Source organism: Paraflavitalea pollutisoli, from assembly GCF_029360705.1.
Classification (GTDB): Bacteria; Bacteroidota; Bacteroidia; order Chitinophagales; family Chitinophagaceae; genus Paraflavitalea; species Paraflavitalea pollutisoli.
Map to the genome: position 1 here is coordinate 38486 of NZ_JARKMX010000006.1, position 26766 is coordinate 65251.

The following is a 26766-nucleotide window of genomic DNA, read 5'->3' on the forward strand; positions in this document are numbered from 1 at the left end:
CCGTGTGCCTGGCGGCGGTGCGGGTTTGTTGCGTTGGGCATAACCCATCGCGCTACTGGTTGCATCATGACTCTGCAGTATAAAATCCATGCCGCCCCCGATTGGTTGCTGATCCGCCCCGCCCGGTGTTCCACACATAGGGCTGGTATCGTCCCACCTTGGCTTGGTGTACGGTCAACAGTGGCTGTCTGCACGGCGCAGTGATGCGAACGTATCCGGCACAGGACTTGTCCTGCATCAATAAAGTGCCGGGTTAGGTTGAATGCCTTATCCCTATTTAGTAGTAAGCTCTTATCGATTGATGAATAGGTTGTCCATAACTGCTATATTATAAGTGCTTTGTTGTGGAAGTTGCTGATGAGAGAGATAAAGTAATCCTATGGATATAAACATTATGACGCGTGAACAGGTGCCTGTGACCCCTACGCACCACCTTCCTGTTTCGCTAGCCCGCATTACAGTACCCCATGCACGGCCCACGTACAGTGTCGGGGATTTTGGTGCTTTGCTGCTGCTTGAGCAAACCGCTCCCGGTCTAAGCATTTTATACAAGACGTATTACATCCGGCATACCACCAGTTTGTACGAAACAACGGGCACAGCTACTTTTTACCTGTGTATGCCGGTCAATAGGGCATTGCGTTGTCAGCAGCAGGGTTTGTCCAGGCTGCGAATACCGGAGGGGCAGTTCAATATCTTTTATGCCAACCCGGTGCATACTCAGTACTGGTTCGAAAAGGGTAGGAAATACCAGGTGTATGAGCTGCATTATACGGCAGCGATGCTGGAGCCTTTGCGGGCAGCTTTTCCGATTGTAGATGAGTTTTTGCTCAAGACTGAGCTGGCCTTCTCCGGTCAGTTAGGGACTACCCATACCCATATCACGCCGGAGATGTTGCGGCTGCTGGAGCAGATATGCACCTGCCCGTTTACAGGTGTGATCAAGGATCTATACCTGCATAGCCTGGCAGCACGATTGCTTTTGCTGGCCGTTACCAGGCTTTCGCTCGTGAAAACGCCAGCAATGGACTTGAAACTGCAGCCTTATGAGCTGTCGCGGCTGCGGGAAGCCTGGGAGTATTTGGTGCAGCACCTCGATCAACCCGGCACGTTGACGGAGTTGTCGCAGGTGGTAGGCCTCAATTCTTTTAAGTTGAAACGTGGGTTTAAGCAGTTGTATGGGATCACCATTTTTGAGTTCCTGCTGGAAGCTAGGATGGAAAAAGCAAAACGCCTGTTGCGGGAGAGCGATATGTCGGTACATGCTGTCGCCATCAGCGTGGGCTACCGGAATATTTCGAGTTTTACGGTGGCGTTCAAAAAAAAGTATGGGATACTGCCGAGTGAAACACAGAAGATCGGGCGTGGTGCATGGCCCGGTTGAGGCATCTGTAAAATGCCATTGGTCCGGGATACAGGTGATATCCGGAGCCTACTCTACTTCGGTGGTAGTAGTAGCTGACCGGCCTTGCCGTTGTATCATGGCGGTGACACGCTCGAATCCGGCTACGACGTTGAACTTGTTCATGGCAGGAAGCGTAGCCTGCAAATAATAGATATTGGTCAGATCGGCCACCAGTTGCTGATGAGAGGGACTTTCTGCTTCCCACATGGCCAGTGTAGTGGCTTCTTCTGTGCTGAGTGTGGTGCACAGCTTGCGCTTGATAAGTCTGGCGATAAAGAATTCCTTCTTAAATAGCTCTTCTTTCATTGGATGAATGTTGTTTGTTGTATGCCGGCGGAACATACAACAGATCGTACTGATTGGTATGTTAGCCAATCCACCGTTGGCCGGTTTTACCAGGATGAGGGAGAGAGGAAGGAGCCGCAACTATTAATATAACAACTGGAGCAGCACTTTGTACTAAAAGAAGTGGCAAAAAATATCATTAAAATTTTCAGGCTCAACAAACGGTCTATTGAGGAAAAAGATACATGGCAAGGATTGCCTTGATTTATTCTTCTGGTTAATAACGTATAAGCCAACGTGTAATTACAAATTGTATTATTCTTGATACAGGAATACTAATGGTTTACCCCTAATTGGCAATAATTATTAGGTTAAGCGTCATTCATGGAAATTTTTATCCCGGTAACATAAACAAGAAGGCTTAATCGGTTGGATATTTAGGGGGTAAAGAATAGTAGGATACGCGGCCAGCCGGCAGATGGATCTCCAACTTGCCGGGCCTGCGTTGAAAAACGGTTGTATGATAGTAACTCTTCTTACAATCCGGGTGACTGGCCATGGTTTGTTGCAGCACTTGTTCCAGGGACCCATGTTATGTTTAGGTTAGAGGGTCAACATAACACCAGGGTAAATAGGTAGCCGCAGTGTCTGTTTTCCCTGCTCTGTCGCTCCTGGCAGCGAAATCAAAAAAAAGTAAAGAGGTTTACCAGGCCGGGCACCCGGATTATAATGCAAAAAAAGTTCATTCCTGTACGACAGGTCTATGAACTTCTATAAAGCGAGGGTTGTGAAATCTTGATGGGTGAAACGCCAGTATGGAAAAGGGAGCATGTCGGGTGTCCTGGCAGCGAGGGGCCTGGTTGCCGCACAGCCTGTGCTGTTAAAAGTAAATCCTTCAGTGCTTCAGGCCTGTTACGCTGGTGAATGGAAAAAAAGAGCCAGGTAAGATTACCCGGCTGTGGGGATTCCTGCACCTCTTCTGTACCCTGAAGAGTGCATGATGCACATGAGGAAACATAAGTGAACATCGTTCACAATATCTTGAATTGGTTGCCCAAAACTTGTAAGGATAATGTAGTACTGTGTGTTGGTTGATGTTGGTAAGTAACCTTTCGAGAACAAAAATTGAAGGGAGAGTAGAAACACTCCCTTGTTGTGACCCAACCAAACAGTCACATGAGATCAAAACTAACTGCTTTAATACAACAAAAGAGTGCTTTATTTGAGCAGTTGTTCTGGTTCTGATATAAAAAGCTTTACATGCCTATACGATCCCTTGTTGACTGATACAATGTTGACGATTCCTCTTCTCCTACTTCTTCTCAACTTTTGTGGTATCAGTCCTCTTTCTATTTATAAAACAACTATTGTAACATTTCGTACTAAAGAAAAGTCAAATATATTTTTATTGAACTGATTCAGGTATAATTGTCAACAATACAGTTATCCTAACAGTTCCTTACTATCGAACTTGGTGCGCAGTAATTGTAGGCCACGTGATTTCTGGTTCCTGACCGTATTGATGGATATGTCAAGTTTGTTGGCGATCTCCTGGTTTTTTAGCCCGCTGAGAAAGCTCATTTCAAGTATCGTGCGGCATTGTATGGGTAACCGGTTCAATTCTTTACCCACTACACCCAGTACCTCGGCCCGTATCATCTCGTTTAACGCAAAACTTTCTTTCTTCTCCGAGATGTACAACAATTCGGCCTGGGATACATAATCGCGCTGGTTTTGTTTCAACATGTTGAGGCAGGCATTCCGGGTGGTTACATACAGGAATGCCTTCACGCCATGCTCCGTTTCGAAGGCATGCCGTTTGTCCCACAACTTCATAAAAGACTCCTCGACAATATCTTCTGCTACGAGTGGGTCCTTCACGATGCGCTCGGCAAAGTAGCAAAGCGAGTTGTAATGACGGTCAAAGAAAAACGCGAAGGCTTTTTGATTATCTTCTTTCAGCTCGGTCAACAAGTTTGAACTTGTGCAAGTTTCCTCTTGATACATCAGCAACGGGTTTTTTTAACGGTTTAAACAAATAACGTACGAGCAATAGGCATCAACTACAGGATGGAGCAATACATTATTGCCAATCCCGGCGGTGAATACTTTTTTGTAAGGAAATAAAAAGGACAAGTAATGCTCAATCAGAACATTCAAACATTGTTTCGATGAATTGCTTAACCAGAAAAGGAATATTCAAAAGGGTGTATCCAGGCGATACCTACCCAATGAATACTTGCTACCAGAGAGCTTACTTTTACCAAAAAAGGAGGAGGAATACTATTTTCAGCAACAATACTACCTATATTCTTTAAAATGACAAAATCATCCGCCGGGTTTTGTAACGAATGTGATCAATTTTAATTTGACTAACCGGATACACTAGATGATTTTCAGAAAATACGACCGGTTTTTGATCATTTTAGACAATTTGCCACGATAATTTAGAAGTTCCCATAGCTCACCATAACTGTATGACTGACTGGCACAACCGTTGTAGCAAAATCAACGAGAGTCGTTGATTTTACGGTAACTTATTAAGTGTCAACTTGAATTTTAAAACCTACAATGATAATTAATCAATCCCCCCAATAAGGGTCTTGATCAGGATCATGAAATCGAGCCGGGATGAGGCATTGCGCAGATAATATAGATCCCATTGATACCGCAACACGGCATGCCGGCGGTCGGTAACCGGGCCATGAAACCCTTTTACCTGGGCTAGTCCGGTAATACCAGGTCTCACCAGGTTGCGTAGTTTATAACCAGGAATGAGGAGGGCAAACCGCCTGCAATCTGAATACATATGTGGCCGTGGTCCTACCACACTCATATCTCCCAGCAATACATTGACAAACTGTGGCAGTTCATCGATATGCCAGTTGCGCAACCAGGCTCCCACACGGGTAATCCGTTTGTCACCTGGGCAGGCTGCCTGGTAGTCGGCTGCCCGGTTCACCACCATCGTGCGGAATTTATAGCAGAGGAAGCTGCGGCCACCGCGGCCTACTCTTCGTTGAAGGAAGAATACCGGCCCTTTCGAGTCTGCATACAACAACAGTGACAACAGCGGAGTCATCCAACTCAGTAACAACAGTAAAACCAGCAAGGCAAGCCCGATATCAAAACAGCGTTTCAGCATAAAGAAGCCGGGCTTGCCCGCCACCATCGGGCGATAGCATACCTGCGTATGCGGGGCAGCTATATCAATAACTGGCGATGAGCCGATGAGTACATCCATGGTGAACCAATCAGATAGTGAAGCCGGATCGTTGCAAACCATCGTTCCATACAAGCAACCTTTTTAGCACAGACCCGGTATTGAATAGGAATACGGACTCCTTTCAAAAACAGTTGCCTGATGTACGCCATTCAACCACCCGCGATCAATACCAACAAAATACTTGAGGCCAGCATACTGCGCACCCTGGCGTGGTTCGATCTGTTTCGATATCCCATCACCGCAAACGAGTTGTTATATTTCCTCGACCGACCGGCGACACCCGATGCATTGAAGAAGTCATTGACACAACTGCAGGCGTCCCGGCAGGTGTATATGTTGGGTGGCTTTTATGCCCTGCACAATGATCCTGCTTTGGTGATAAGGCGCCGGAAAGGAAATGAAAAGGCAACCCGTATGTTGCGAAAAGCCTACCGCATAGGGCGGTTGTTGTACTGCTTCCCCTTTGTTCGGGCCGTGTGTATTTCGGGTTCGCTGTCCAAGTGTTTCGCTGATGAACAGGCAGATATCGATTTCTTTATCGTTACCAGCGCTAACCGGTTGTGGATTGCCCGTACTGCCATGCACGTGTTGAAGAAGTTGTCCTATTGTTGGGGTGGACAGCATAGTTTTTGCATGAATTTTTATATCGATGAACAGGCGTTGGAGATTCCCGAGCAAAATTATTTTACCGCCATTGAAATGATTACCCTGCTGCCGGTATGTGGAGAGGCGACTACGAACAATATGATGGCTGCCAATTCGTGGATACAGCAATATTTTCCCGCGGCACGTAATAAGGAAGCATTTTATACCAATAACCAGCGCGTCGACCAGCTTAAACATGGCATCGAATGGTTGATCGATCGGTTGCCGGGAGCTGCCCGCCTGGATGATTACCTGATGCGTATCACCGCCAGCCGATGGCAGGAGAAGGAAGCTGCTGGCCTTACCAACATGCGTGGTGGAAAAATGGCCTTGCTAACGGCGAAGCATTTCTCCAAACCCAATCCACGTTATTTTCAGGTGGAGATCCTGGAGCGATACCGGCGAAAACTGGAGATGGTTTTGAAGTAGGCGGGGCTGTTGCTTCCCCAATGCCTGTACACCTCGTTGTCTGGTAGCCTTGTTGCCTGTGGCCGTGCTAGCTCGTTGCCTTTCTTCCTCGTGCCTCACTTCCTTTCCTCGTTGCCTTGCTGCCTCGATGCCTTGTTGCCTCGGTTCCTCACTGCCTGATGGCCTCGTTGCCTTTCTTCCTGCCTTCCTCCAACGACATGCGCCGCTGCGCCAATATCGAACGTAACTTGAACATGGGTAGCTTGAATAGATTGGCCAACGGCTTCTTCAATGCCTTGTGGTAATACATTTCATTGTTGATCATCTCGATCGCATAATCATAGTACCGCCGCGTATACGTGCGCTGAAAATCGATATCGCGGTCGGTACTGGTTTCCCAGGGCAGGCTCGTGACGAACCGCTCTTCTACCTCTGCATACAGCGGCGTGCCCTTGATGGGGTAGGTGACGGTAATGGTAAAAAGGTCGGGGTCGGAGGTCTTCAGGTGATGCACGGTTTCGAAGATGTCTTCCTTCGTCTCACCAGGATAACCAACCATAATGAAGGTGCCTGCTTGTAAACCATGATGCCGGGCCAGCCGTATCATATCGCGTACCTGCTGCACCTCCACCCGGCGGTCCATCAGGTCGATGACCTTTTGCGAACCACTTTCTGCACCGATCCACACCCGGTAACATCCACTGGCTTTCAGTTGCAGGATCACCTCCTCATTCATCCGGTCGGCCCTGGTGATGCATTCGTAGGGCATTACAATTCCCCGCCTGGTCACTTCATCGGTGAAATCACTCAACCATTTATGACTTACAGTAAACACATCGTCCACAAACCAGATACTGTCTACGGTATAATGTGCCTGGATCCAAGCGATCTCATCGGCCACGGCCTGTGGGCTGCGTCGCCGGTAGCTTTGCCCGTATACCGCCCGGCTGCACCATTTGCAGGAGTAAGGGCATCCGCGCATCGTGCTCACCGATATCGTGTTGGTGCCGTGTTTGCCTTTCCACGCATCGAAGTACAATTGCAGGTCAACCTGCTGCCGGTTGGGCATGGGTAGTTCATCGAGGTTCTTTTGTTTGGCTCGCTCCCTATTCTGCATCACGCCACCGTGTTCGTCGGTATAAGCGATGCCATCGATGGCAGAACGGTTGGGCATACCGGTGCCCGCCTCGTATTGCACAATCTCCAACATGGTTTGTTCTCCTTCTCCCAGTACCAGGTAGTCGGCTCCCTGCTCCAGGAAATTGACGATGTGGTTGCGTACTTCCGGTCCACCCAAGACGATCTTTGTATGGGAGAGTGCAGGTGATTGGCGGATAAAACGAATGATGCGCAATACATTGAGTTTTGTCATCAGGTTCGTATAGATGCCCACTACCTGCGGTTGGTCGTGCAGGAGTGCCGAACATAGTTTGTCGAAGGAAGAAAAGGTGCTGTCGAAAACCCGGTTGTTATAACCAAACTGTTCGAGGTAGGCGGATATATAGAGAATGCCCAGGGGCACATAAGGCCGCATGATGGCCTGTTCTTTCGCATCCTCTTCAATAAAATATCCATGAGTGAGCAGGATATTCATGGTACATTCTTTTTTAGTAAAACATAGGTGTGATCGGCCAGGGCGCTTAATAGGGGTAGTGGTTGACTTTTTGTGTCGAGCCATACCAGCAGGTGAAAAAGCCGGGGGTGTTTACGCATGGCGGGTTCCAGGTACGAGGGAGGGATGAATAAACCAACCGGTTTGGCCGTGAGCAGCCTGAAGGTTGGTAGCCTTCTTGAGAATTGCCGTACCGAATAATAGCTGATCGACTGTTGCACGGTATCGGTGAGTCGTGCCAGTTGTGGCCGTTGCGTCCATCGCCTGCCTGCTTGTCGCCAATGGCCCTTGAGCAGGTAGTAGCAGGATTCCCACCAGCAATATTTACCAAACAGTACCAGCGCCAGGTGCCCCTCGGGTTGCAGCAGGGCCTGAAAGGTTTTACCCAGTTGATGGAGTTGCGGAGGCGTGATACAGTTCAGTCCGGCAAAGTTGGAGAAAACCAGGTCGAATGGTACATGGTCCTGCAAGCTGCCCAGTTCATGGAAAGCGCAGGTGAGAAATTGCGGGGCCACTACGTCGTTGTGTTGTGGTCCTTTGGCATTGGCAGCGTCGATCATGGCGGCACTTTGGTCTGTAGCTACAACCTGGTGTCCCAGGGAAGCCAGCCACCAGGCATCATCACCGGTACCGCAATTGATCTCCAGGATACGCAGCGAGCCTTTGCCTGCCAGGAATTGCAGCAGCCAGCGGCGGGCGACCTGACGTTGGGCTTGTCCTGTCAGACTTTGACCGAAACCCAGGTCATACCCGGCTGCCAAGGCATCAAAGGCGGCCATTTTATTCATACGACAGTTGTTTCAGTTGCCAACGCCCCAGCACCGTGCGGGGAAGATACAGGCAGGCAGCAGCGATCTTTTTGAAGTCGGTGCCCTGCAAAGAGAAGGGATGGCGCAGTCCTTTGCGTAATAACTGCCAGCCCTGTTCGGTGCGCAATACATGGTGTACATGGCGGTGCAGCTTTTTATAAAATGCCGGGGAGTATTTATTGCGGAACATCAGTTGCAATTCGTCGGAGTCGGTCCAGTTGGCTTTGCTGTGCAAATCATGTTTCACCCGTTCGTAAAACAAGGTGCCGGGCAAGGGATAGGATACCGAAATGCCGAGCTCGGCCGGCATTAGTTCGCGGATCAGCTGAATGGTCTTTTCAATATCTTCCCTCGTTTCTCCGGGATAGCCAAACTGAATAAAGAAACCTGGCCGTATATGGTGTTGCTTCAGCAATTGGGTGGCCTGCCTGATCTGGTCGATGGTAGTGCCTTTGTCCATCGCATCGAGAATGGCCTGTGAGCCACTTTCGGCACCCATCCAGGCGTTTTCGCAACCAGCTTTGGCCAGCCAGTATACATAGTCTTCCTGCACCAGCAGATCGGCCCTCGATTGGATCTTGAAGCGGAGGGACAGTTGTTCCTGTTCGCAGAGCGTGGCAAACTCTTGCACCCAGCCTGGCTTCAGGCCAAAGATGTCGTCACAGAACCAGATATGATCGAATTGGAATTGTGCTTTGAGCAGTTGTAATTCACGTACCACGTGGCGGGGAGAGCGGGAGTGATAACGATTGCCATAGATCGGTTTGGCGCACCAGTTACACTTGAAGGGGCAACCACGGGTGGTGCCCATATTCATCGAGAAATAGCCGGTGCTTTTCAGCCACATAGCCCGATAAGGGGTAATGTCTACCAGGTCCCAGGCAGGCAGTGGCAGGCTGTCGAGGTCACGGATCACGCCCCGTTTGCCGGTTTTAACTACCGTGTCTGCTGACCGGTAGGCAAGTCCTGGTATATGGCTGCAGGAGGTAGTACCGGCCTGAAGGGCATTGACCAGTTCCAGCAACGTCATTTCGCCTTCGCCGAGAATGATATAATCGGCCCCTTCCTGGAGGTATTGCTCGTAGTGATCGGTGGAATCGGAACTGCACACGATCACCGTACATCCCCTGTCCTTTGCCAGGCGTGCCATGCGAAAAGCTGCTTCCCGCATATTGGTGAGGCACATTTTGGTCAGGTAATTGAAGCCGTCATCATACAGCACAAAAAAGTTGGGCGCAGCCCGGTCAAGGTGCGGCACCACATCGGTTGCTGCGGTGGCAAACATGGTATCGAACAAGCTCACGGCATAGCCATGTTCCCGTAGCTGTGCGGCGGCATACAAAGTGCCCAGCGGGGCATAGGGTTGACCGGTAGCCCATTGCTTGGGGTCGAATCGAAGGAAATAGGAATGGCTCAATAAGATCTTCTTCATAATCCGTTCAGCGCAAAGGGTAGGTACACAGTGCTACTAATAGTACGGCTACCGGAAGCGCAGGTTGCCTGGACCAACAAAGAAGTATGATCTTACCGTACGGCCAGTATTTTAGCAGCACCAGCCCGCGGCACCTGGTCTACCTGTTGGTTGTATTGCAGGCGGCCGTAGCGGATGCCGATCGCCAGTACCATCGAATGGTGACTGTCTGGCATATCCAACGGATATTCCAACGTAAACGTGAAGGGAGGCGCTCCTTCCGTACAGGGAAACCAATCTCCCAGCACCAGTTGGGTTCCCATTTCCTCATACTGTTCTGCACTCGCTGTATACCTGCCTACTGGCTGGGAATACAGATCGGGTACTACGCCGAAGGTGACCATCAGGCTGCACAGCGGGTAATAAGGCGAAGGGTGGAAGTTGATGCCGGTGGTCAATTGAGGAATGTGGATACTCGCCTTCCTGTTGGCTTTGTCCAGCGTCCATTCGAGGTGGTTGCGTACAATGCCATCGAAATGCACCAGCCGGTTGAGTGAATAGCCAGCCAGTACAGCAGGCCAGTGCGATAGTTCAATACTACGCTGTCCGAGTTTACTGGTTTTATCCATTTCCTGTACTGGCTTTAGCAAGGCGTTGAGGGGACCGGCGATATTCTTGTCGGCCAGGGCTTTCAATGGCATGATGGTGTGCATGATAAAGCTGGCGGACCGTGATCGGCCGCCAAATTCGGCATTGATGCGCCGGGTCTCTTCAAACTGTGGATCGTTCTTGATCTTGTCTCGGGAGGCGCCACCTTTTCTCCGCCGCACCGTGCGGTTTACACCATACATCTTGTAAAACGAATAGTTGCCATCGCCGTCCCTTGGGGTGGGATCTTCCTGATTACGTGCCATAAGTCGGTAATAATTGTGGTGATTGAATACAGTAGCTGACCTCAGGCGTGGTTGGTTGGGACACGTAACTACTCCCTAAGATAAGCAGAATATAACCTGATAACAAATTGTTCATGACCCGTAGATAAGCTGTACCTATACAAGGACGGGTTATCTACAGCTTATCTACGGCTTATCTACGGGTTATCTACGGCTTATCTTCCAGATTGGCGGTCAAGTAGAGGCCATTCGTTGACCCGATAGGGGTGTAATGACCGAAAAAAAGTGGAAATTTTTGTGCAGGTAGTGCGGAGCAGGGGTTGTAGCGGCAGGCAGCCCGATACGTAGTCGTGACTGACTGGGTTGCCTGTGCGAACCTTTAATTAAATTATTGTCGGATAGGCGATTGCGTGCAACCGGAATACGCTAACATTGTGGGGAAGGCTACCTGTACGGGGCCTGGCCAAGTATGGACATCAGTGTTGTTATTCCCACCTGCAACCGGAAACAGCGTTTGCTGCAATTACTGCACAACCTGCAGCAATCGGTGTATCCGCTGCATGAAATCATCGTTGTCGATGCGGGGGAAGACAGGCTGACCGTAGAAGACCTGGCGCCCTATGCCCACCTGACTATTCATTATCTCTCTTCAGAAAAATCGGTTTGCATACAACGGAACAAAGGTATACAGGTAGCCCGGGGCGAATGGATATTCCTGTGTGACGATGATATGGAAGTGCCGGCCGATTACCTGCACCTGCTTGCGCAGCATGTGTCGTTGCATCCATCGGCCGGCGCGGTATCCGGTCAGGTGTTGCAGCAGTACCACGGTAAGTGGACGGCCAGCTATGCGATACAGTCATCGAGGGCCTTGTTGTTTCATTATATCTTTCAGCTCAGCATTTGGGGAGAGATCCGTTGCGCAGGGAATAACCTGTTGGTGAGGCGGGTGCTGCAATACTACCAACGCAAAGGTAATCACATCACGCGGGCAGGCTGGCCGGTGATCACTGATTTCAGGGGCGACTATTTCACCACGCCGGTATATGGATTGGGGGCTTCGCTGGTGCGGCGTGCCTGGCTATTACAATCGCCTTACGAAGAGGTGCTCGACCGGCATGGTATCGGCGACAATTATGGCGTCAACCTCGGTTTCCCCGTACCGGGCGTGCAGGTGCTCAATAAGGCGTTCGTATATCACCACCATGCTCCCGAGAACCGCCTGCAACGCCCCTTACAATACTATCGCCGTATGCTGGCTTTGCATTATTTTACAAGAACCCGTCGGGAACTTCGATCGGTGAAAAAGGGGTGGCTGCTCTGGTCGCTGGCAGGTAACCTGTTGGGGTTTGTACGGCGCGGTGACTGGTACATGATCCGCGCTGTGGTGAAAACCGGTTGGCGTATCACCTGGGAGCAGAATCCTTACACCCGTGCGGCCAAAAACAACCAAAAAGTAGTGGAACCTTTGCTATGACTTCTTTTGCAACTGTTATGCCTGGTCGCACCGGAAAGATACTGTCTTACGAGCAACTGGCATTGTGGACGGTCTTTGGTATGTACCTGCTGTTGCTGGGATTGGCCATCGTTCACCACGAACCCTGGGGCGATGAAGTGCATAGTTGGAATATTGCCAAGGGCAGTGCTACCTACCTGGATGTGATCCGTAACAGCCGTTTTGAAGGGCATCCTCCTACCTGGTACACCGTGATGTGGCTGGTATCGAAATGCACCCACCATTTCGTGTATGTGCAAGTGGTACATGGCATACTGGCAGCGACGAGTGTGTGGCTGATCCTGTTTTATGCACCTCTGCCATTTTGGTCGCGGCTATTGGCTCCCTTCGGTTACTTTTTGCTGTTTGAGTATGCTACACTGACCCGCAATTATGCGATTGGGGTACTGTTGGCTTGTTGCATCTGTGTGGTGATGCACCGGCCATTCAAGGGACAATTGTTGTGTTATTATGCATTGCTCCTATTGCTGTCCAACACCCATTTGCTGGGGCTGCTATTGGCTGGTAGCATTCATGTCTATTATATCCTTGATCGCTACGCAAAACAACCGGGAGCGGCAAAACAGGCAGGTAGCTTCCTGCTTGGTCTGTTGTGCTTACTGCCTGCTGGTTATTTTATCACGCCTCCTACCGGCAGTGCCCTTGATTTCGATTTTTGGCTCAAAAGGATGTTCTCCTCGGCCCAATCCAATTTCATGATCACGGTGCAGGCGCCACTCCGCGTGTTGGTACCATTGCCCGCCTGGTGGCAGGATCATTGGTGGAATACACAATTCCTGCTCGACTGGCAAGGCAGCTATCGGTGGCTCAAATACGGTACCCCATTGCTGGCTTTGTTCATTGCAGGGGCCATGATCTACGTATTGCGCCGGCACCGGCCGTCGCTTTGGTTGTTCCTGACCAACTTGTCGGTCACGGCTTTGCTGAGCATGACCATCTTTCCCATTGGTTGTGCCCGGTATGGTGGCTATATTTTCATCAGTTGGATCGTGGCGTGGTGGCTATCCTGCTACCACGTAGCGCCGTTACCGCGGAAACAGCGAATGGCCAATGGCTTGTTGATCATGCAGGCGCTGGCTGCACTGGTGGCCATCGGCCTCGACTGGAACCGGCCCTTTTCCAATTTCAACCGGGTGGGTGAATTGGCGCAAAAAGTTCCTGCGAGTCGAACGCTGGTATGCGATTACTGGGGGCTGAATGCCGTGGCGGCCTTTATGGACCAGCCCATGTACTGCATGGACCTGCAGCAGGAAACCGCTTACTTATTGTGGAATGAACGCATGGCGGAACTGATGCGATCCCCTTACCGTTATTCGCTGGGGGCGCAACAATTGAACAAGCAGGGCGTAGCCCAATTTTATATGATCTCTTCCAATCCGCCGCCAACGATAATCCGCCTCGATGACCGGTTGGAAAAGCTATATGCCGTAACGCTGGTCGACAAGCGGGAAGGTGCCGTTGAATCGGGTGGTAACCTGTATCTGTACAGTATACAGCCTCGTTGATTTGCCCTGGTTATTTCAGGGCCATCCTGCGTGTAGGGAAAGGCTGCCGGGCAGCCACTACCTGCCGGTAGTGGGCCGCTGCCACCCGGGCAATGGCTTCAAAAGAAAGCTGGTCGTGCCACCAGGCCATACAAGCCTCTCCGGTTGGTTGCAGCGGCTGGCGCATCGCCTGCCCGGCAGCTGTCACGAACGAAGAAGCATCACCCGGTTGCCAGAACGCTCCCAACCTTCCTCCATCGGTCATCATCCGGAAACTGGGAATAGCCGTTACGATGGGCACGCAACCACAGCGCAACGCTTCACTCAACGCATAACCACTGCCTTCATGGTGACTGCCCAGGATAAAGTAATCGGCACTGTGGTAGTAGTTCATCATTTTTTCATGCCCGATCCTGCCCAGCAAATGGACACTGTTCTGCAATGTGGGGTGCTGTTGTATACGCTGGCGTACGGCTTCTTCCAATACCCCTTCGTGGTAGATCATATACAGGCGGGCTTGCGGGTGTTGTGCGGCCACTTGGGCAAACCCCTCTAAAATAGTGAGCGGGTCTTTGTTGTCATCGAGCCGGCCCACCCACAGAAAAACCGGGGCACCTGACAGGCCGGTTAGTTGGCGCATGGCAATTCTGTTGGTAAAGACAGTACCATCGTTCTTGCGAAATGTTTCGGCCTTCAACCCACCGCTGTTTCCACCGGGTTGGAGAATAGGAGCCTTATCACGTGTGTCATAATCAAAGAAGGTGGCGCCTTCCATCACGGGCATAATCTTGTGGTAGGGGGCGGCACGCATGAACCATTCGGCCCCCTGCTCATGGGTAGTGAAAAAGAAAGCATCGGCCACGCTGTTGAGCAGGTTGTGCAGCAGGCGTTTGATCCGGCCGGGCGACCGGCCACCATGGTGTTGCACAATGATGGCTGTTTTACGGGGCAGCATCCAACGCAATACAAAGGTGGGCAGGGATAAGGTCAGGCTGTGCACCTGCACCACATCGGCATCGAGTTGCTTCACCTGTCGCACCAATTTCCAGGGCACCTGCCAGGCGCGGAAGTTGCCTCCCCGTTTGTCTGCACAGAAATGATGCTGGATACCACGCTCTTCATAATAACCATCCCGGCCAAACCGGGTTACGATCCTACTTTGTACGCCTTCGGCCAGGAGCGCCTCCGACCAGCCTGTGGTCGTATAATATTGCCGAATGAATGCCCTTTCGTCGTGGAGGCGTTCGTCATAAAAATAAAAGAGTTGGATGACTTTCATGTGCGTAGTTTTTCATAGGAGGCAGTTAGCGTGGGGAATTTGTATTCACTGTCAACGGTAGTTTCCGGGCGGAATAGTTGCATCAGGGCCCGTGCACTGTCTTCCATGGTCTGATACAGTATTCGTTCATGCACCAGCTGTGCATCCTGCAACAGCTCCAGGGCTTTGGCTTCCATCTCAGCGGCATCCTTTACTACATGCCAATGTGGTACGGCATGGTCAAACGGATAACAATAGCTGATGACATGAGCGCCGCCATACAATGCCTCGAGGCATACCGTGCTGCAACCTTCATAGTGGGAGGTGTGCAGGAAGAGGCGGCTGCGCTGCATCAGGGCCAGTATGTCGGCATGTGGTTTTCCGCCCAGCAAGCGGAGATGGTCGTGCAGTTGCAACTCGTTGATCAGGGCTTCCACTTTCGGTTGCTCACGGCCGATGCCGCAATGGATTGCCTGGAGCCCGGGCAGGGTTTGCCGCAACCGGTTAATGATATAGGTATATTGATCATATTGTTTGAGCGGCTCGAAGGAGCCGGCGGCCATGATATCGATATCGCGCGTAGCGGGCCATACAGCGGGAAAGCTGCGTGGGTCGATGGCGTTGGGAACCAGGTGGCGTGGCCGGATGCCGTGGCTGCGCTCATAGCGATCACGCAGGGTAGTACCCATGGCAGCGAGCTGGTCACCGTGTGGGCGGATGAGTTTTACCCACCAATTGGATCTTTTTGCATCCTGCCCGCAGATCCAACTAATATGTGGAATGCCGTACCGCTTACCGAAATACTGTGCCAGCAAAGCGCTTTCTCCATTCCAGCAACTGAACAATCCGATGATATGGCATTGCTGCTGTAATTGCTGCAAGGCCCGCCATACTTTTCGGTAAAGCACCCATTTTTTGATATTGGGTTTGTGCAGGCCATCGAATGCCTGCACGGTGATCCCATGCCATTGGTAGATGGCTTCGTGACAGGGATGCAGCAAGGATAGCACGGTGATCCTGGTATCGGGATGGTTTTCCTGCAGGGCTTTTACCATCAACTGTTGAGAGGGTACCCACCAGGTGGCTGACTCGTGCTCGGGAAAGGCGGGGGTAATGACGACCAGTGTGTTGGGCTTAGGCATCGAGTCGGAGTATTTTGTTACAAAAAGAAAGGCTTTGCTGGTGGTGGGTAATGAGGATCACTATACGACCCTGTTGGCACAGTGACTGGAAGTGTTGCAACAATGCCAACTCGGCAGCAGCGTCGAGTTCGTTGAAGGGTTCATCGAGTATGATGAGGTCGGCATCTTTGTACAGGGCGCGGGCGATGGCAATGCGTTGGCGTTGGCCTCCGCTGATATTGCGTCCCTGCTCGGCAATAAGGTTGTCGGCGCTATCTTGTTGAAACAGGGTAGATAGTCCGGCCGAATGCAGGGAGTGTTGCAGCTTTTGGGTGTGGTGTGGCGCTTGCTGCAGGGTAACGTTGTGCTGTAAGGTATCGTTGACCAGGAATGGCTGTTGCTTTACATATGAGATCGAAGGCCAGTATTGACGGCGTTGCTGTCTGTCGGCCGGTTGGCCATTGATCAGTATCCTGCCTTGTTGCGGCTGGAGAAAACCGAGCAGCAGGTTCAGGATGGTGGTTTTGCCCTGTCCCGAATGGCCGGAGATGCCCAGGAAATCACCGGCTTCGAGCGACCAGCTCAAGTGGCGGAGTACAGTTCGCTGGCCAAAGCTGAAAGACACCTGGTCGAAAGCGATATGCCGGATGGGGGAGGGAATGTGCGCGGTAGCGGCGCCGTTGGGATCGGGAGTGGTCGTTTGGTGTCCGACGGATTGGCTTGCCTCGCTCGGGAAGCTATTAGGCTGTTCTTGTTCTTTCTTTACGCCATTCTGATGGTCGGTCGATGTTGGTGGGATATCCTGCAAATCATCTGCGGTATAACCATAGGTTTGTATCTGCCCGATGGTGTTGAGTATTTTAACGATGCCGGGAATGATCTTGTACGCGGCGGCCATAAAAGCGCCGATCGTGATGATGGCTTCAGGCCCCGCATAGCCACCCCATTGGTGCAGGGCGATCAGCAGGAAGAGTCCGGTCAAGGCAAATACTTCCATCAACCGGGTGGGTAGGCCCTGCGCGATCAGGGTGTTGGCAAAATGGGTGTTAAACTGCTGTTGCCGTTGCATATACCTTTCCAGAAAGTCCTTATTGCGGTTGTAGATATTGCTTTCCACGAAACCGTTCAGGGCCTCTTGCAGGTGTTGCAGCGCTTTTTCGCTGCTGTGGCGGGTTTCGCTGCGCACCTGGCGCAGGCGCCGTTTTACGAGGTAAGAGATCCCGATGACGGGAGGTAACAGCAGGAGGAAAAGCAAAAGAAACAATTGTGCATTGAATAGCAGGATGGCTGTGATGGTTAGCACGATCAGCCCGGTTTGGGTGATCACGGTTTGCAGGCCGGCCAGGATATGCTGGCAGAAATCGATGGGTTGATAACTGATGCGGCGGATGTGGACCGAAGAGTCGACGTTGATGAAGTTGGTATAGGCGCCTTCGAGGTATTGCAGCAGTCTGGACCGGGCCATGCGGGTAGCCACGGTAGCCAGGAAGCGGCACTGACGGCGGTACAGGTCAAAGCCGGCGAAATTCTTGACGGCAAATAGTAGCAGGAAGCTGGCAATGGGCAGCAGTCTATGGCGGTCTTGCATAGGGGTGGGTAGCCAGGGGATGCCGGGAGCGGTGGCCGGCTGGGTGTACAGGCGCACGATCAGCAGCAGCAAGGCCAGGCAGGCGATGTCGGCGAGGGCCACGAAAAGGTCGAGCAGGGCGAGCAGACCCAGGCGCCGTCGCTCGTCCTGGCTAAGGATGGAAATAGTTTTTTGGATAATATGTTTCAACCGGTACTGGTTTGTTTTAGCTGGCTAACAGTCCCTTTCCATACGCAGGCGAAGCAGGGGCGGTTGCCGACGGGGGAAATTGAGGCGCCCGGGTCGCAAGGATGGCCGACAGAACTGCCTGATCCGCTGGCCGTCAGTGGCTTGGCGGCCGGGAAAACCTGCCTAATGGTGGCAATGATTAGCCTGTATTGACGTTATGGGGAAACCCGCGGCACCCTCGAACCAGCCGGAGTGTTGTAGCTGCTGCAAACCGTTTTCGGCGCTGCAAACAGGCTTGCTAAAACGTGTTGCCTTTACGATCTGTTAACAGCCGGCGCTGGCGGCAGGCATTTGGGTAGGCTATAATAATATTAGCTAAAACGGTATAGTTAGCGATCCGGCGAGTATATTTGCAGTCGCAACCAACATTTGACCCAACAGTAAAACCAGAACGATAGGCAAGACCTAAAATTGATTTGCCCATGAACAACCCTTTAGTGGCCGGTGTCGATATCGGTGGATCCCATATCACAGCGGCCCTGGTGGACCTCGAGGTCCGCAGTGTGTTACCTGCTTTTTCCGTACGCAAGCACATCAATGCGCAGGAAGATGCTGCCAGCATCGTAGCTGATTGGTGCGCTGCCATCAAAGATGTTTTTGATGGCCAACCTGGTTTGCCACGTCGTGTGGGCATTGCGATGCCAGGTCCTTTCGACTACGAGAATGGTATTTCCTTTATCAAAGACCAGAATAAATACGAAGCGCTGTATGGCCTCAATGTGAAAGCCATGATGGCCGAGCGGCTCGACATCAGTCCCGACCAGATTCGGTTGATGAACGATGCCGGTTGCTTTTTGCAGGGAGAAGTCGTAGGCGGCGCCGCCCGTGGCTACAAAAGTGCCATCGGCGTTACCCTGGGCACCGGCCTGGGAACAGCCACGTTTGTACAGGGAGTAGCTAAAGATGCCAACCTGTGGTGCGCTCCGTTCCGCGATGGTATTGCCGAAGATTATATTTCTGCCCGCTGGCTGATCAACACGTATGCGGAGCGCAGTGGTACTACCGTCGACAATGTAAAAGGACTGGTAGCGCTGATCCCCACCAATCCCGGTATCAAGGAGATCTTCAAAGAATTTGGGCAGAACTTCGCTGCTTTCCTGACCGATTTTATCCGCGACATCAACCCCGAAGTGGTGGTCATCGGTGGTAATATCGCTAAAACATCCGAGTGGTTCCTGGCCCATACGGAGGCTGCTTTGCTGGCGCAATCCATCGCTACGCCCCTGCGCATTGCCCGTCTTGGCGAAAACGCCCAGATCATGGGCGCTGCTGGCTGCTGGATGGAAAGCTTCTAATCAACCCACATCATTGTATCAATATATTGCTGCACAGGTCTTCCCGGCCTGTGCAGTTTTGTTTTTGGGCCTATTCAGGAGCCATATCACGTTGTGCGTTATAGGGTGGATAAACCAACGCCTGTCAGGTTGTGGCTACTCCGGCAATACATTGCCTACAGACCCAATTAACACGTTTCCGCAAGACCAACGTTATTAAGTGATTGTCCTTATTTTGCTGTGGAAGGGTGGAAGGCACCCCCCAATTTTTCTTCATTCAACCAAAAAGGCGTAATTTTTTGCAGTCGCTTATGAGGAAGCTTGCTATTATAGTTATGCTCAGCGCCCTCCTGGGGCGTCTGTCAGCACAGACCCAACAGTACCAGTTCGCACGGATTGATATCAGCGAGGGACTCTCGCATAGTCAGGTCAATACCATTTTCCGGGACAGCAAAGGTTTTATGTGGATCGGCACCATGAGCGGCCTCAACCGCTACGACGGCTATGCCTTCACCACCTACCGCCACAACCTGCACGACTCCACCTCCCTCAGCGACGACTTTATCGTACGGGTTTTCGACGGACCCGATAATACACTCTGGATTGAGAACCGCAATGGCCTCAACGTATACGATCGCACCACGGAGCAGTTTAACCGCAATGCATCAGCCTCTCTGGCGCGTTATGCACTGCCGCCTGCCTCCGTCACCAGTATCCTGCACGACAGCCGCGATGCCTTCTGGTTTGTAATGGGACAGGCCGGCCTATATAAATATGACCCGGCCACGCGTAAAACCGTTCGCATCGTACACCATGACGCGATGACGGCCAACCCCGTGTCCATCGGCGAAGACAGCAAGGGCAATATCTGGGTCGTCTTCAACAATGGTCATATCGAACAACTGGAAGGAAGAACCGGCAGCCTGCTCTTCAAAACCGATCAGCTCGCCACGTATGGCCATTTCGAATTGCTCAACTATTCCTTGTATATCGACGCTGAAAGCGAACTCTGGTGTTTCGTGCCCAACGATCCACGCGGCGTCTACCACTTTGATCCTGCCACCAACAAACTGGAGCATATCACCGAAACCGGACCGCTGCGCCTAAACAACAATCTGGTCACCGGCCTGGTGCAAGCCAATAAAGGACAGATCTGGGTGTTTACCGATCACGGCGGCATCAATGTGCTCGACAAACAACGCCGTACCAGCCAGTACGTGATGCACAACGACGATGATCCGCGCAGCCTCAGTCAGAACAGTCTTACCACCGGCTATAAAGACAAAGCCGGCAATATCTGGGTAGGCACCTACAAAAAAGGACTGAACTTTTACCGGGAGCGTACTGCCCGTTTTCCCTTATACGATCACCAGCCTGCCAATCCCCGCAGCCTTCCTTATAGTGATGTCAACAAATTTGTGGAAGATGCGGCCGGTAATCTCTGGATCGGCACCAATGGTGGTGGTCTGCTGTATTTCGACCGCACACAGCAAACCTTCCGCCAATTCCTGCACAACCCACGCGACGCCAACAGCATCAGCAACAATGTGATCGTGAGCCTCTTCATCGACCACACCCAGCGCCTGTGGATCGGTTCTTATTACGGCGGATTGGATTGTTACGACGGCAAACGGTTTACGCATTACCGGCACAGCGATGACCCGCGTAGTCTGGCCGATAACCGGGTCTGGGAGATCTTTGAAGATTCGCGCCGCGAACTCTGGGTGGGTACGCTCAATGGCGGCCTCGACCGGTTTGACCGGCAAAAGAATATTTTCTATCACCACCTGCCCACCGGTGGCAACTCGGTCAGCTCGGGATACATTGCCGCACTGACCGAAGACAAGGCCGGGAAACTATGGATCGGTACCGCCAACGGTGTCGACGTACTGATCAGGCAACCCAACAAGGCCGATAGCTTCGCGCATTACTACAATATTCCGGGTAATACCACCAGCCTCAGTAACAACAATGTGATCACCATCCTGGAAGATAAAAAAGGGCAGATCTGGATTGGTACCCGTGATGGACTCAACCTGTTTGATCCCAAACGCAACGCCTTCCACATCTTCCGGCGCGATGATGGCCTGCCCGATAATGCCGTGCTTACCTTGCTCGAAGATGATGCCGGCGATCTCTGGGCCGGTACGCCCAATGGCATTACCCGTTTCAATGCCCACTATGATGAACGCAAGCAGGGTTATGTGTTGCAAAGCCATCATTACGATGAGCTCGATGGTCTGCAGGGTACCGCTTTCAATGAAAATGCGGCTTTCAAGACCAGCCGTGGCGAACTGATCTTTGGGGGTGCCAATGGATTCAACTTGTTTCAGCCCGGTGCCATCACCCCCGACAAGCAACAATCGCCCCTGGTATTTACCGACTTGCGCATCTTCAATAAAAGCATCGGCATTGGAGAAGCTGTCAATGGCCGGGTCATATTGCCACGCAGCGTATCGCAGACAGAAAATATCACGCTCCGCTACAACGAAAATGTGTTGTCGATCGAGTTTGCTGCGCTCAATTTTGTCAATGCCGACCGCAATAAATATGCGTATAAGCTGGAGGGCTTCAACGAAGACTGGACCTATACCGACGGTAAAATGCGGGTAGCTACCTATACCAACCTCGATCCGGGCGATTATGTATTCCGGGTGAAAGCCTCTACCAGCAATGATATTTGGAATGCGGGCGAACTGGCCTTACAGGTGAAAATATTACCCCCATTTTGGAAAACGCCGCTGGCCTATGTGTTGTACGCGCTGGTACTGGGGGGCATCCTGTGGTTTAGCCGACATATGATCGTACAACGGGCCCGCATCCGATTTCAGCTGGAGCAGCAGCGCAAGGAAGCGCAGCGGATGCACGAACTGGATATGATGAAGATCCGTTTCTTTACCAATGTGAGCCACGAGTTCCGCACTCCGCTATCGCTGATCCTTACCCCGGTCGAGAAAATGCTGCAACACGCGGAAGATGAAACGCAACAGAAGCAATACAGCCTCATTCACCGCAATGCCCGCCGCTTGCTCAACCTCGTCAACCAACTGCTCGATTTTCGTAAAATGGAGGTACAGGAGCTACGGCTGAACCCTGCCGCGGGTGATATCGTACGATTTACCAAAGACATCAGTACCTCTTTCAGTGATATCGCCGATAAAAAGAATATCCGCTTTAATTTTCATACGACGGTCGATACCCTTGTCACTTACTTCGACCACGACAAGCTGGAACGTATTCTTTTCAACCTGGTGTCTAATGCTTTCAAGTTTACCCCGGCCAACGGCAGTGTGACCGTTTCCGTGCACCAGGAGGATGGGGAAGCGGGCAAGACCAACCTGGCCATCCAGGTCAAGGATACCGGCATCGGCATTCCCAAAGAAAAGCAAGAGTTGATCTTTGAACGATTCTTCCAGCACGAGACGCCGGGCAGTATCGTGAACCAGGGCAGTGGTATCGGGCTGTCCATCACCCGCGAGTTTGTAAAGCTACACCAGGGCACGATCACCGTGGCCAGCGAACCGGAGCAGGGTAGCTGCTTTACGGTGAAGTTGCCGCTCGAGGTATTGCCGGCAACGGCTATCAACCCGCTGGTAAAGCAGGGAAACGAAACAGCTCCTGATAATAATATATATACCTGGCAGCCCCAAGAAGCGGCGCTCGCCACCAAAGACATTCCTGTGCCGGTAACCGCCGAGCTGTCGACGATGTCGGACGGAGAAGCCGGCAACCGGAAGAAAATGCTATTGCTGGTAGAAGACAATGAGGATTTCCGCTTCTACCTCAAAGACAATCTCCGGCAGCATTTTACCATCATTGAAGCGGCCAATGGCCGGGAAGGGTGGCAGAAATCGCTCGGCCATCACCCCGACCTGGTGGTGACCGATATCAGTATGCCCGAGATGAACGGCATCGAACTGTGTAAGAAGATCAAGAAAGACCAGCGCACTTCGCATATTCCCGTGATCCTGCTAACCGCCCTGGCGGGTGAAGAACAGCAGCTGAAGGGATTGGAGACGGGGGCCAACGACTATCTCACCAAACCTTTCAATTTCGAGATCCTGTTGTCGCGCATCCGGAACCAGTTGTCGCAACAGGCCCTGGCCCGCAAAACCTTCGAAAAGCGCATCGACCTGCGGCCAGCCGAACTGCTAACCACTTCGCCCGATGAACAATTCCTGCACCAGGTGATGGAGCTGATCGAGAAGAATATCGCCAATCCCGATTTCTCGGTCGAGGAATTGAGCAAAGGAGTATACATGAGTCGTGTGGCCCTGTATAAGAAGATCCTGGCGCTGACGGGCAAAACGCCGATCGAATTCATCCGCTCGGTGCGGTTGAAACGGGCAGCTCAGTTGCTGGAAAAATCACATATGACCGTGGCCGAAATTGCCTACGAAGTTGGCTTCAATAACCCCAAATACTTCTCCAAATACTTCAAGCTGGAGTACCACGTATTACCCAGTCAATGGGGCGCAGGACCCGCCCGCTGAAACATTTTATATACAAGTTTTTATTGACAATCAATGAGTTGATGCTAGCGGTTAACATTTGCATACCCATTCATAAACATCTGCATACCCTGTAAAACCAGTCGTGTATCTACATTTATGGAGCAGGCCCGGGCTACTTCAGCCGACCACTGTCCGAGGCCGGATTGTAAACAAAACGAACTGATTGCTATGTGGAAGATCACGACTTCTTTATCTTTTTTAGTGGCCGCCCTATTGGCTGTATCCACCCTTTCGGCCCACTCCATCCAACCCGGTGACTACTCAAAACTCGATGATGGTATTATTGTAAACGTCAAGCGTAGGGTCACCAACGGGGTTCGCCTCGTGCGCCTGCAGGCGGTGACCGATCGCATCATTCATATTACAGCCACCCCGCTCGACAGCTTCACCAACGTACAAAGCCTGATGGTATTACCGCGTAAAAGAATGCCGGTAAAATGGGACGTTAAAGACGAAAAGGAGCAGGTGGTCCTGTCTACACCCGCCTTGCGGGCCATTGTATCCTTAACGACCGGCGAGATCAGTTTTACCGATCTTTCGGGTAAATTATTACTGGCCGAACCCCGGGAAGGAGGGAAGTCATTTGACCCCGTGGTGGAAGAAGGGGAGCCTTCTTTTCAATTGCGCCAGACCTTTCTCCAGACACCCGGCGAGGCTTTTTACGGATTGGGCCAGCACCAGCAAGGGCTGATGAACCAACGAGGCTACCAGGTCGATCTGGCGCAAAACAATACCGAGATCGCAATTCCTTTTCTGTTGTCTACCAATAATTATGGCATCCTCTGGGATAATTACTCCATCACCAAATGGGGCGATACCCGTCCATACCAACCGTTGGGTAACCTGAAGCTCTATGCGGCCGACGGTAGTAAAGGCTGGCTCACGGCTACCTATGCGAAAAAAGGAACCCCCGACCAGGTCATCGTGAAGCGTCCGGAATCGGCCTTGTCTTATGATTGGTTGAGCTCGCAAAAGGATTTTCCGGCAGGCATTCAGTTGGGGCAAACGGTGGTGAACTGGACCGGCGCCATCGAATCGTCTTTTACCGGTGTACACAATTTCTTATTACGTTATGGTGGTTATTGTAAGATCTGGATCGATGGAAAGTTACTGGCTGATCGTTGGCGGCAGCCCTGGATGCCCGGCACAGCTGTATTGCCGGTTGCAATGGAGCGAGGTAGAAAATACGCCCTCCGCATTGAATGGAACCCCGATGGGGATGTTTCCTATATATCCTGCAATTGGTTAAGCCCGCTGCAGGGTGATCTTCAACAACAATATGGTTTCAGTGCCGAATCGGGTAGTCAGCTGGATTACTATTTTATCCAGGGTAAGAACCTGGATGAAGTGATCGGTGGTTACCGCGAGGTGACCGGCCAAAGTTCTATTATGCCCAAATGGGCGATGGGCCTGTGGCAAAGCCGCGAGCGGTACAAAACGCAGGACGAGATACTAAACACCGTGAAGGAATTTCGCCAGCGCAAGATCCCACTGGATAATATCGTACTCGACTGGTCGTACTGGAAACAGAACGATTGGGGCAGCCAGGATTTCGACAGTGCCCGTTTTGCCGATCCGGTGGGCCTGATCAACACCCTGCATAAGCAGTACAATACGAAGTTCATGATCTCGGTTTGGCCCAAGTTTTACGAGGGGCTACCTATCTACGACACCTTCAATAAACAAGGCTGGTTGTACAAACGTAATGTGGCCGAGCAGCGGCGAGACTGGATTGGTACGGGGTATACCTCTACCTTCTACGACGCGCTCAATCCACAGGCGCGGCAAGCATTCTGGAACCTGATCAACAGGAAACTGTATGCCAAAGGTGTGGATGCCTGGTGGCTCGATGCTACTGAGCCCGATATTCATTCCAATATGTCGGTAGAAGCGCGCAAGGAAACCATGAACCCCACCGCACTCGGTTCATCCACCCGCTATTTCAATGCCTTCCCGCTGATGAATGCACAGGGTGTATACGAAGGACAGCGCCGGGTAAATCCCGATACGCGCGTATTCATATTGACCCGTAGCGCCTATGCCGGTCAGCAGCGTTATGCAGCCGCTTCCTGGAGTGGAGATATCGCGGCCCGCTGGCACGATATGCGCGACCAGATCGCTGCCGGCCTCAACTTCTCCATGTCGGGCCTGCCGTACTGGACAGTCGACATCGGTGGTTTTGCAGTCGAGAAACGGTATGAAAAAGCACAGGGGCAGGACCTGGAAGAATGGCGGGAGCTCAATACCCGCTGGTACCAGTTCGGTGCTTTCTGTCCGCTGTTTCGGGTACACGGTCAGTTTCCCTTCCGGGAGATCTATAATATAGCACCGGAGGAACATCCTGCTTACCAGAGCATGATGTACTATAACAGGCTGCGTTATCGCCTGATGCCGTATATCTATTCCCTGGCGGGCAATACTTACCACGAGCACTATACGATCATGCGTGGACTGGCGATGGACTTCCCCGCCGATCCGCAGGTACGCAATATTGGCGATCAGTTTATGTTTGGTCCTTCGCTGCTGGTGAATCCGGTCTGTGACTACAAAGCTACTTCGCGGTCCTTGTACCTGCCGGCCGGTACCCAGTGGTACGATCTCTATACCGGTGTGCAGCAGGCTGGCGGCAATACCATCACCGCGCCGGCACCGATGGAGCGTATGCCTTTGTATGTAAAAGAGGGCAGCATTATTCCGGTAGGCCCCGCATTACAATTCACCAGCGAAAAACCGGCCGATCCGATCACCCTGTTTGTGTACACCGGTCAGGATGCACAGTTTTCGCTGTATGAAGATGAAGGCACCAACTACAATTACGAAAAGGGGGCTTTCAGCCGCATTCCCGTGCAATATTCGGAAGCGACAAAGACGCTGACAATCGGCGATCGCACCGGTAGTTTTCCGGGTATGCTGGCCAAAAGAACCTTCCGTGTAGTATGGATCAGCAAAGATAAACCGCGTGCTTTCGATGCCGATACCACACCAGACCAGGTGATCAGGTATATGGGAAAGAAAGCTACCGTCACGATGAAATAATGACCTGCTTATAGACCTGTATCTTTTTTTTTGACTTGCATAACGTAAACGAT

At 51.7% G+C, this 26766-nt stretch carries 17 protein-coding genes; 7 read left to right on the forward strand and 10 right to left on the reverse strand.

Annotation, left to right across the window (positions count from 1 at the left end; genetic code table 11):
- Positions 1 to 379 precede the first annotated feature (379 nt).
- Positions 380 to 1384, forward strand: coding sequence for a helix-turn-helix transcriptional regulator (locus P2W70_RS13355; protein WP_276481973.1), 1005 nt, complete (start codon positions 380 to 382; stop codon positions 1382 to 1384).
- A gap of 48 nt (positions 1385 to 1432) precedes the next feature.
- Here the strand turns inward: P2W70_RS13355 and P2W70_RS13360 are convergent, their stop codons facing one another.
- The 3 genes from P2W70_RS13360 to P2W70_RS13370 form a co-directional block, all read right to left on the reverse strand.
- Positions 1433 to 1711 (reverse strand): hypothetical protein, encoded by a 279-nt coding sequence (locus tag P2W70_RS13360; RefSeq protein WP_276481974.1) that lies wholly within the window; start codon positions 1709 to 1711, stop codon positions 1433 to 1435.
- Positions 1712 to 3133: 1422 nt separating this feature from the next.
- A complete protein-coding gene (locus tag P2W70_RS13365) occupies positions 3134 to 3664 on the reverse strand; it encodes an RNA polymerase sigma-70 factor (protein WP_276481975.1) in 531 nt (176 codons plus the stop codon).
- 604 nt (positions 3665 to 4268) lie between these two features.
- Entirely contained in the window at positions 4269 to 4934 is a 666-nt protein-coding gene (locus P2W70_RS13370) for a sugar transferase (protein WP_276481976.1), read from the reverse strand.
- Between the two features lie 120 nt (positions 4935 to 5054).
- Between P2W70_RS13370 and P2W70_RS13375 the strand changes: the two genes are divergently transcribed.
- The gene (locus P2W70_RS13375; protein ID WP_276481977.1) at positions 5055 to 5990 is read left to right on the forward strand and encodes a hypothetical protein; all 936 of its coding nucleotides are present in this window, start codon (positions 5055 to 5057) and stop codon (positions 5988 to 5990) included.
- A 148-nt stretch (positions 5991 to 6138) separates the two neighbouring features.
- Here P2W70_RS13375 and P2W70_RS13380 read toward each other — a convergent pair whose 3' ends face one another.
- From P2W70_RS13380 to P2W70_RS13395, 4 genes are all read right to left on the reverse strand, one after another.
- On the reverse strand, positions 6139 to 7563 hold the full coding sequence (locus tag P2W70_RS13380; protein WP_276481978.1) for a B12-binding domain-containing radical SAM protein: 1425 nt from the start codon (positions 7561 to 7563) through the stop codon (positions 6139 to 6141).
- Positions 7560 to 8369 (reverse strand): class I SAM-dependent methyltransferase, encoded by an 810-nt coding sequence (locus P2W70_RS13385; RefSeq protein ID WP_276481979.1) that lies wholly within the window; start codon positions 8367 to 8369, stop codon positions 7560 to 7562. Before P2W70_RS13385 ends, P2W70_RS13380 begins: the two co-directional genes overlap by 4 nt.
- Complete coding sequence (locus P2W70_RS13390) at positions 8362 to 9822, reverse strand: B12-binding domain-containing radical SAM protein (RefSeq protein ID WP_276481980.1); 1461 nt, start codon at positions 9820 to 9822, stop codon at positions 8362 to 8364. Before P2W70_RS13390 ends, P2W70_RS13385 begins: the two co-directional genes overlap by 8 nt.
- Before the next feature lie 92 nt (positions 9823 to 9914).
- On the reverse strand, positions 9915 to 10715 hold the full coding sequence (locus P2W70_RS13395) for a hypothetical protein (RefSeq protein WP_276481981.1): 801 nt from the start codon (positions 10713 to 10715) through the stop codon (positions 9915 to 9917).
- A 448-nt stretch (positions 10716 to 11163) separates the two neighbouring features.
- On the opposite strand from P2W70_RS13395, the gene P2W70_RS13400 reads away from it, so the two are divergent.
- Together P2W70_RS13400 and P2W70_RS13405 are read left to right on the forward strand one after the other, a co-directional pair.
- Positions 11164 to 12171 carry a glycosyltransferase family 2 protein gene (locus tag P2W70_RS13400; RefSeq protein ID WP_276481982.1) on the forward strand — a complete coding sequence of 336 codons (1008 nt, stop codon included), beginning with the start codon at positions 11164 to 11166 and terminating at the stop codon, positions 12169 to 12171.
- Entirely contained in the window at positions 12168 to 13715 is a 1548-nt protein-coding gene (locus P2W70_RS13405) for a hypothetical protein (RefSeq protein WP_276481983.1), read from the forward strand. Before P2W70_RS13400 ends, P2W70_RS13405 begins: the two co-directional genes overlap by 4 nt.
- Positions 13716 to 13725: 10 nt before the next feature.
- Here P2W70_RS13405 and P2W70_RS13410 read toward each other — a convergent pair whose 3' ends face one another.
- From P2W70_RS13410 to P2W70_RS13420, 3 genes are read right to left on the reverse strand one after another with little or no spacing between them, the layout of a single operon-like run.
- The gene (locus P2W70_RS13410; RefSeq protein ID WP_276481984.1) at positions 13726 to 14973 is read right to left on the reverse strand and encodes a glycosyltransferase family 4 protein; all 1248 of its coding nucleotides are present in this window, start codon (positions 14971 to 14973) and stop codon (positions 13726 to 13728) included.
- Positions 14970 to 16094 carry a glycosyltransferase family 4 protein gene (locus P2W70_RS13415; RefSeq protein WP_276481985.1) on the reverse strand — a complete coding sequence of 375 codons (1125 nt, stop codon included), beginning with the start codon at positions 16092 to 16094 and terminating at the stop codon, positions 14970 to 14972. Before P2W70_RS13415 ends, P2W70_RS13410 begins: the two co-directional genes overlap by 4 nt.
- Positions 16087 to 17850: an ATP-binding cassette domain-containing protein gene (locus P2W70_RS13420; RefSeq protein ID WP_276481986.1), complete on the reverse strand. Its 1764-nt coding sequence runs from the start codon at positions 17848 to 17850 to the stop codon at positions 16087 to 16089. Before P2W70_RS13420 ends, P2W70_RS13415 begins: the two co-directional genes overlap by 8 nt.
- Positions 17851 to 18311: 461 nt before the next feature.
- On the opposite strand from P2W70_RS13420, the gene P2W70_RS13425 reads away from it, so the two are divergent.
- The 3 genes from P2W70_RS13425 (at position 18312) to P2W70_RS13435 (ending at position 26713) form a co-directional block, all read left to right on the forward strand.
- Positions 18312 to 19184, forward strand: coding sequence for an ROK family protein (locus tag P2W70_RS13425; protein WP_276481987.1), 873 nt, complete (start codon positions 18312 to 18314; stop codon positions 19182 to 19184).
- A 290-nt stretch (positions 19185 to 19474) separates the two neighbouring features.
- The gene (locus P2W70_RS13430; RefSeq protein ID WP_276481988.1) at positions 19475 to 23656 is read left to right on the forward strand and encodes a hybrid sensor histidine kinase/response regulator transcription factor; all 4182 of its coding nucleotides are present in this window, start codon (positions 19475 to 19477) and stop codon (positions 23654 to 23656) included.
- A 189-nt stretch (positions 23657 to 23845) separates the two neighbouring features.
- A complete protein-coding gene (locus P2W70_RS13435; protein WP_276481989.1) occupies positions 23846 to 26713 on the forward strand; it encodes a TIM-barrel domain-containing protein in 2868 nt (955 codons plus the stop codon).
- Positions 26714 to 26766: the final 53 nt, after the last annotated feature.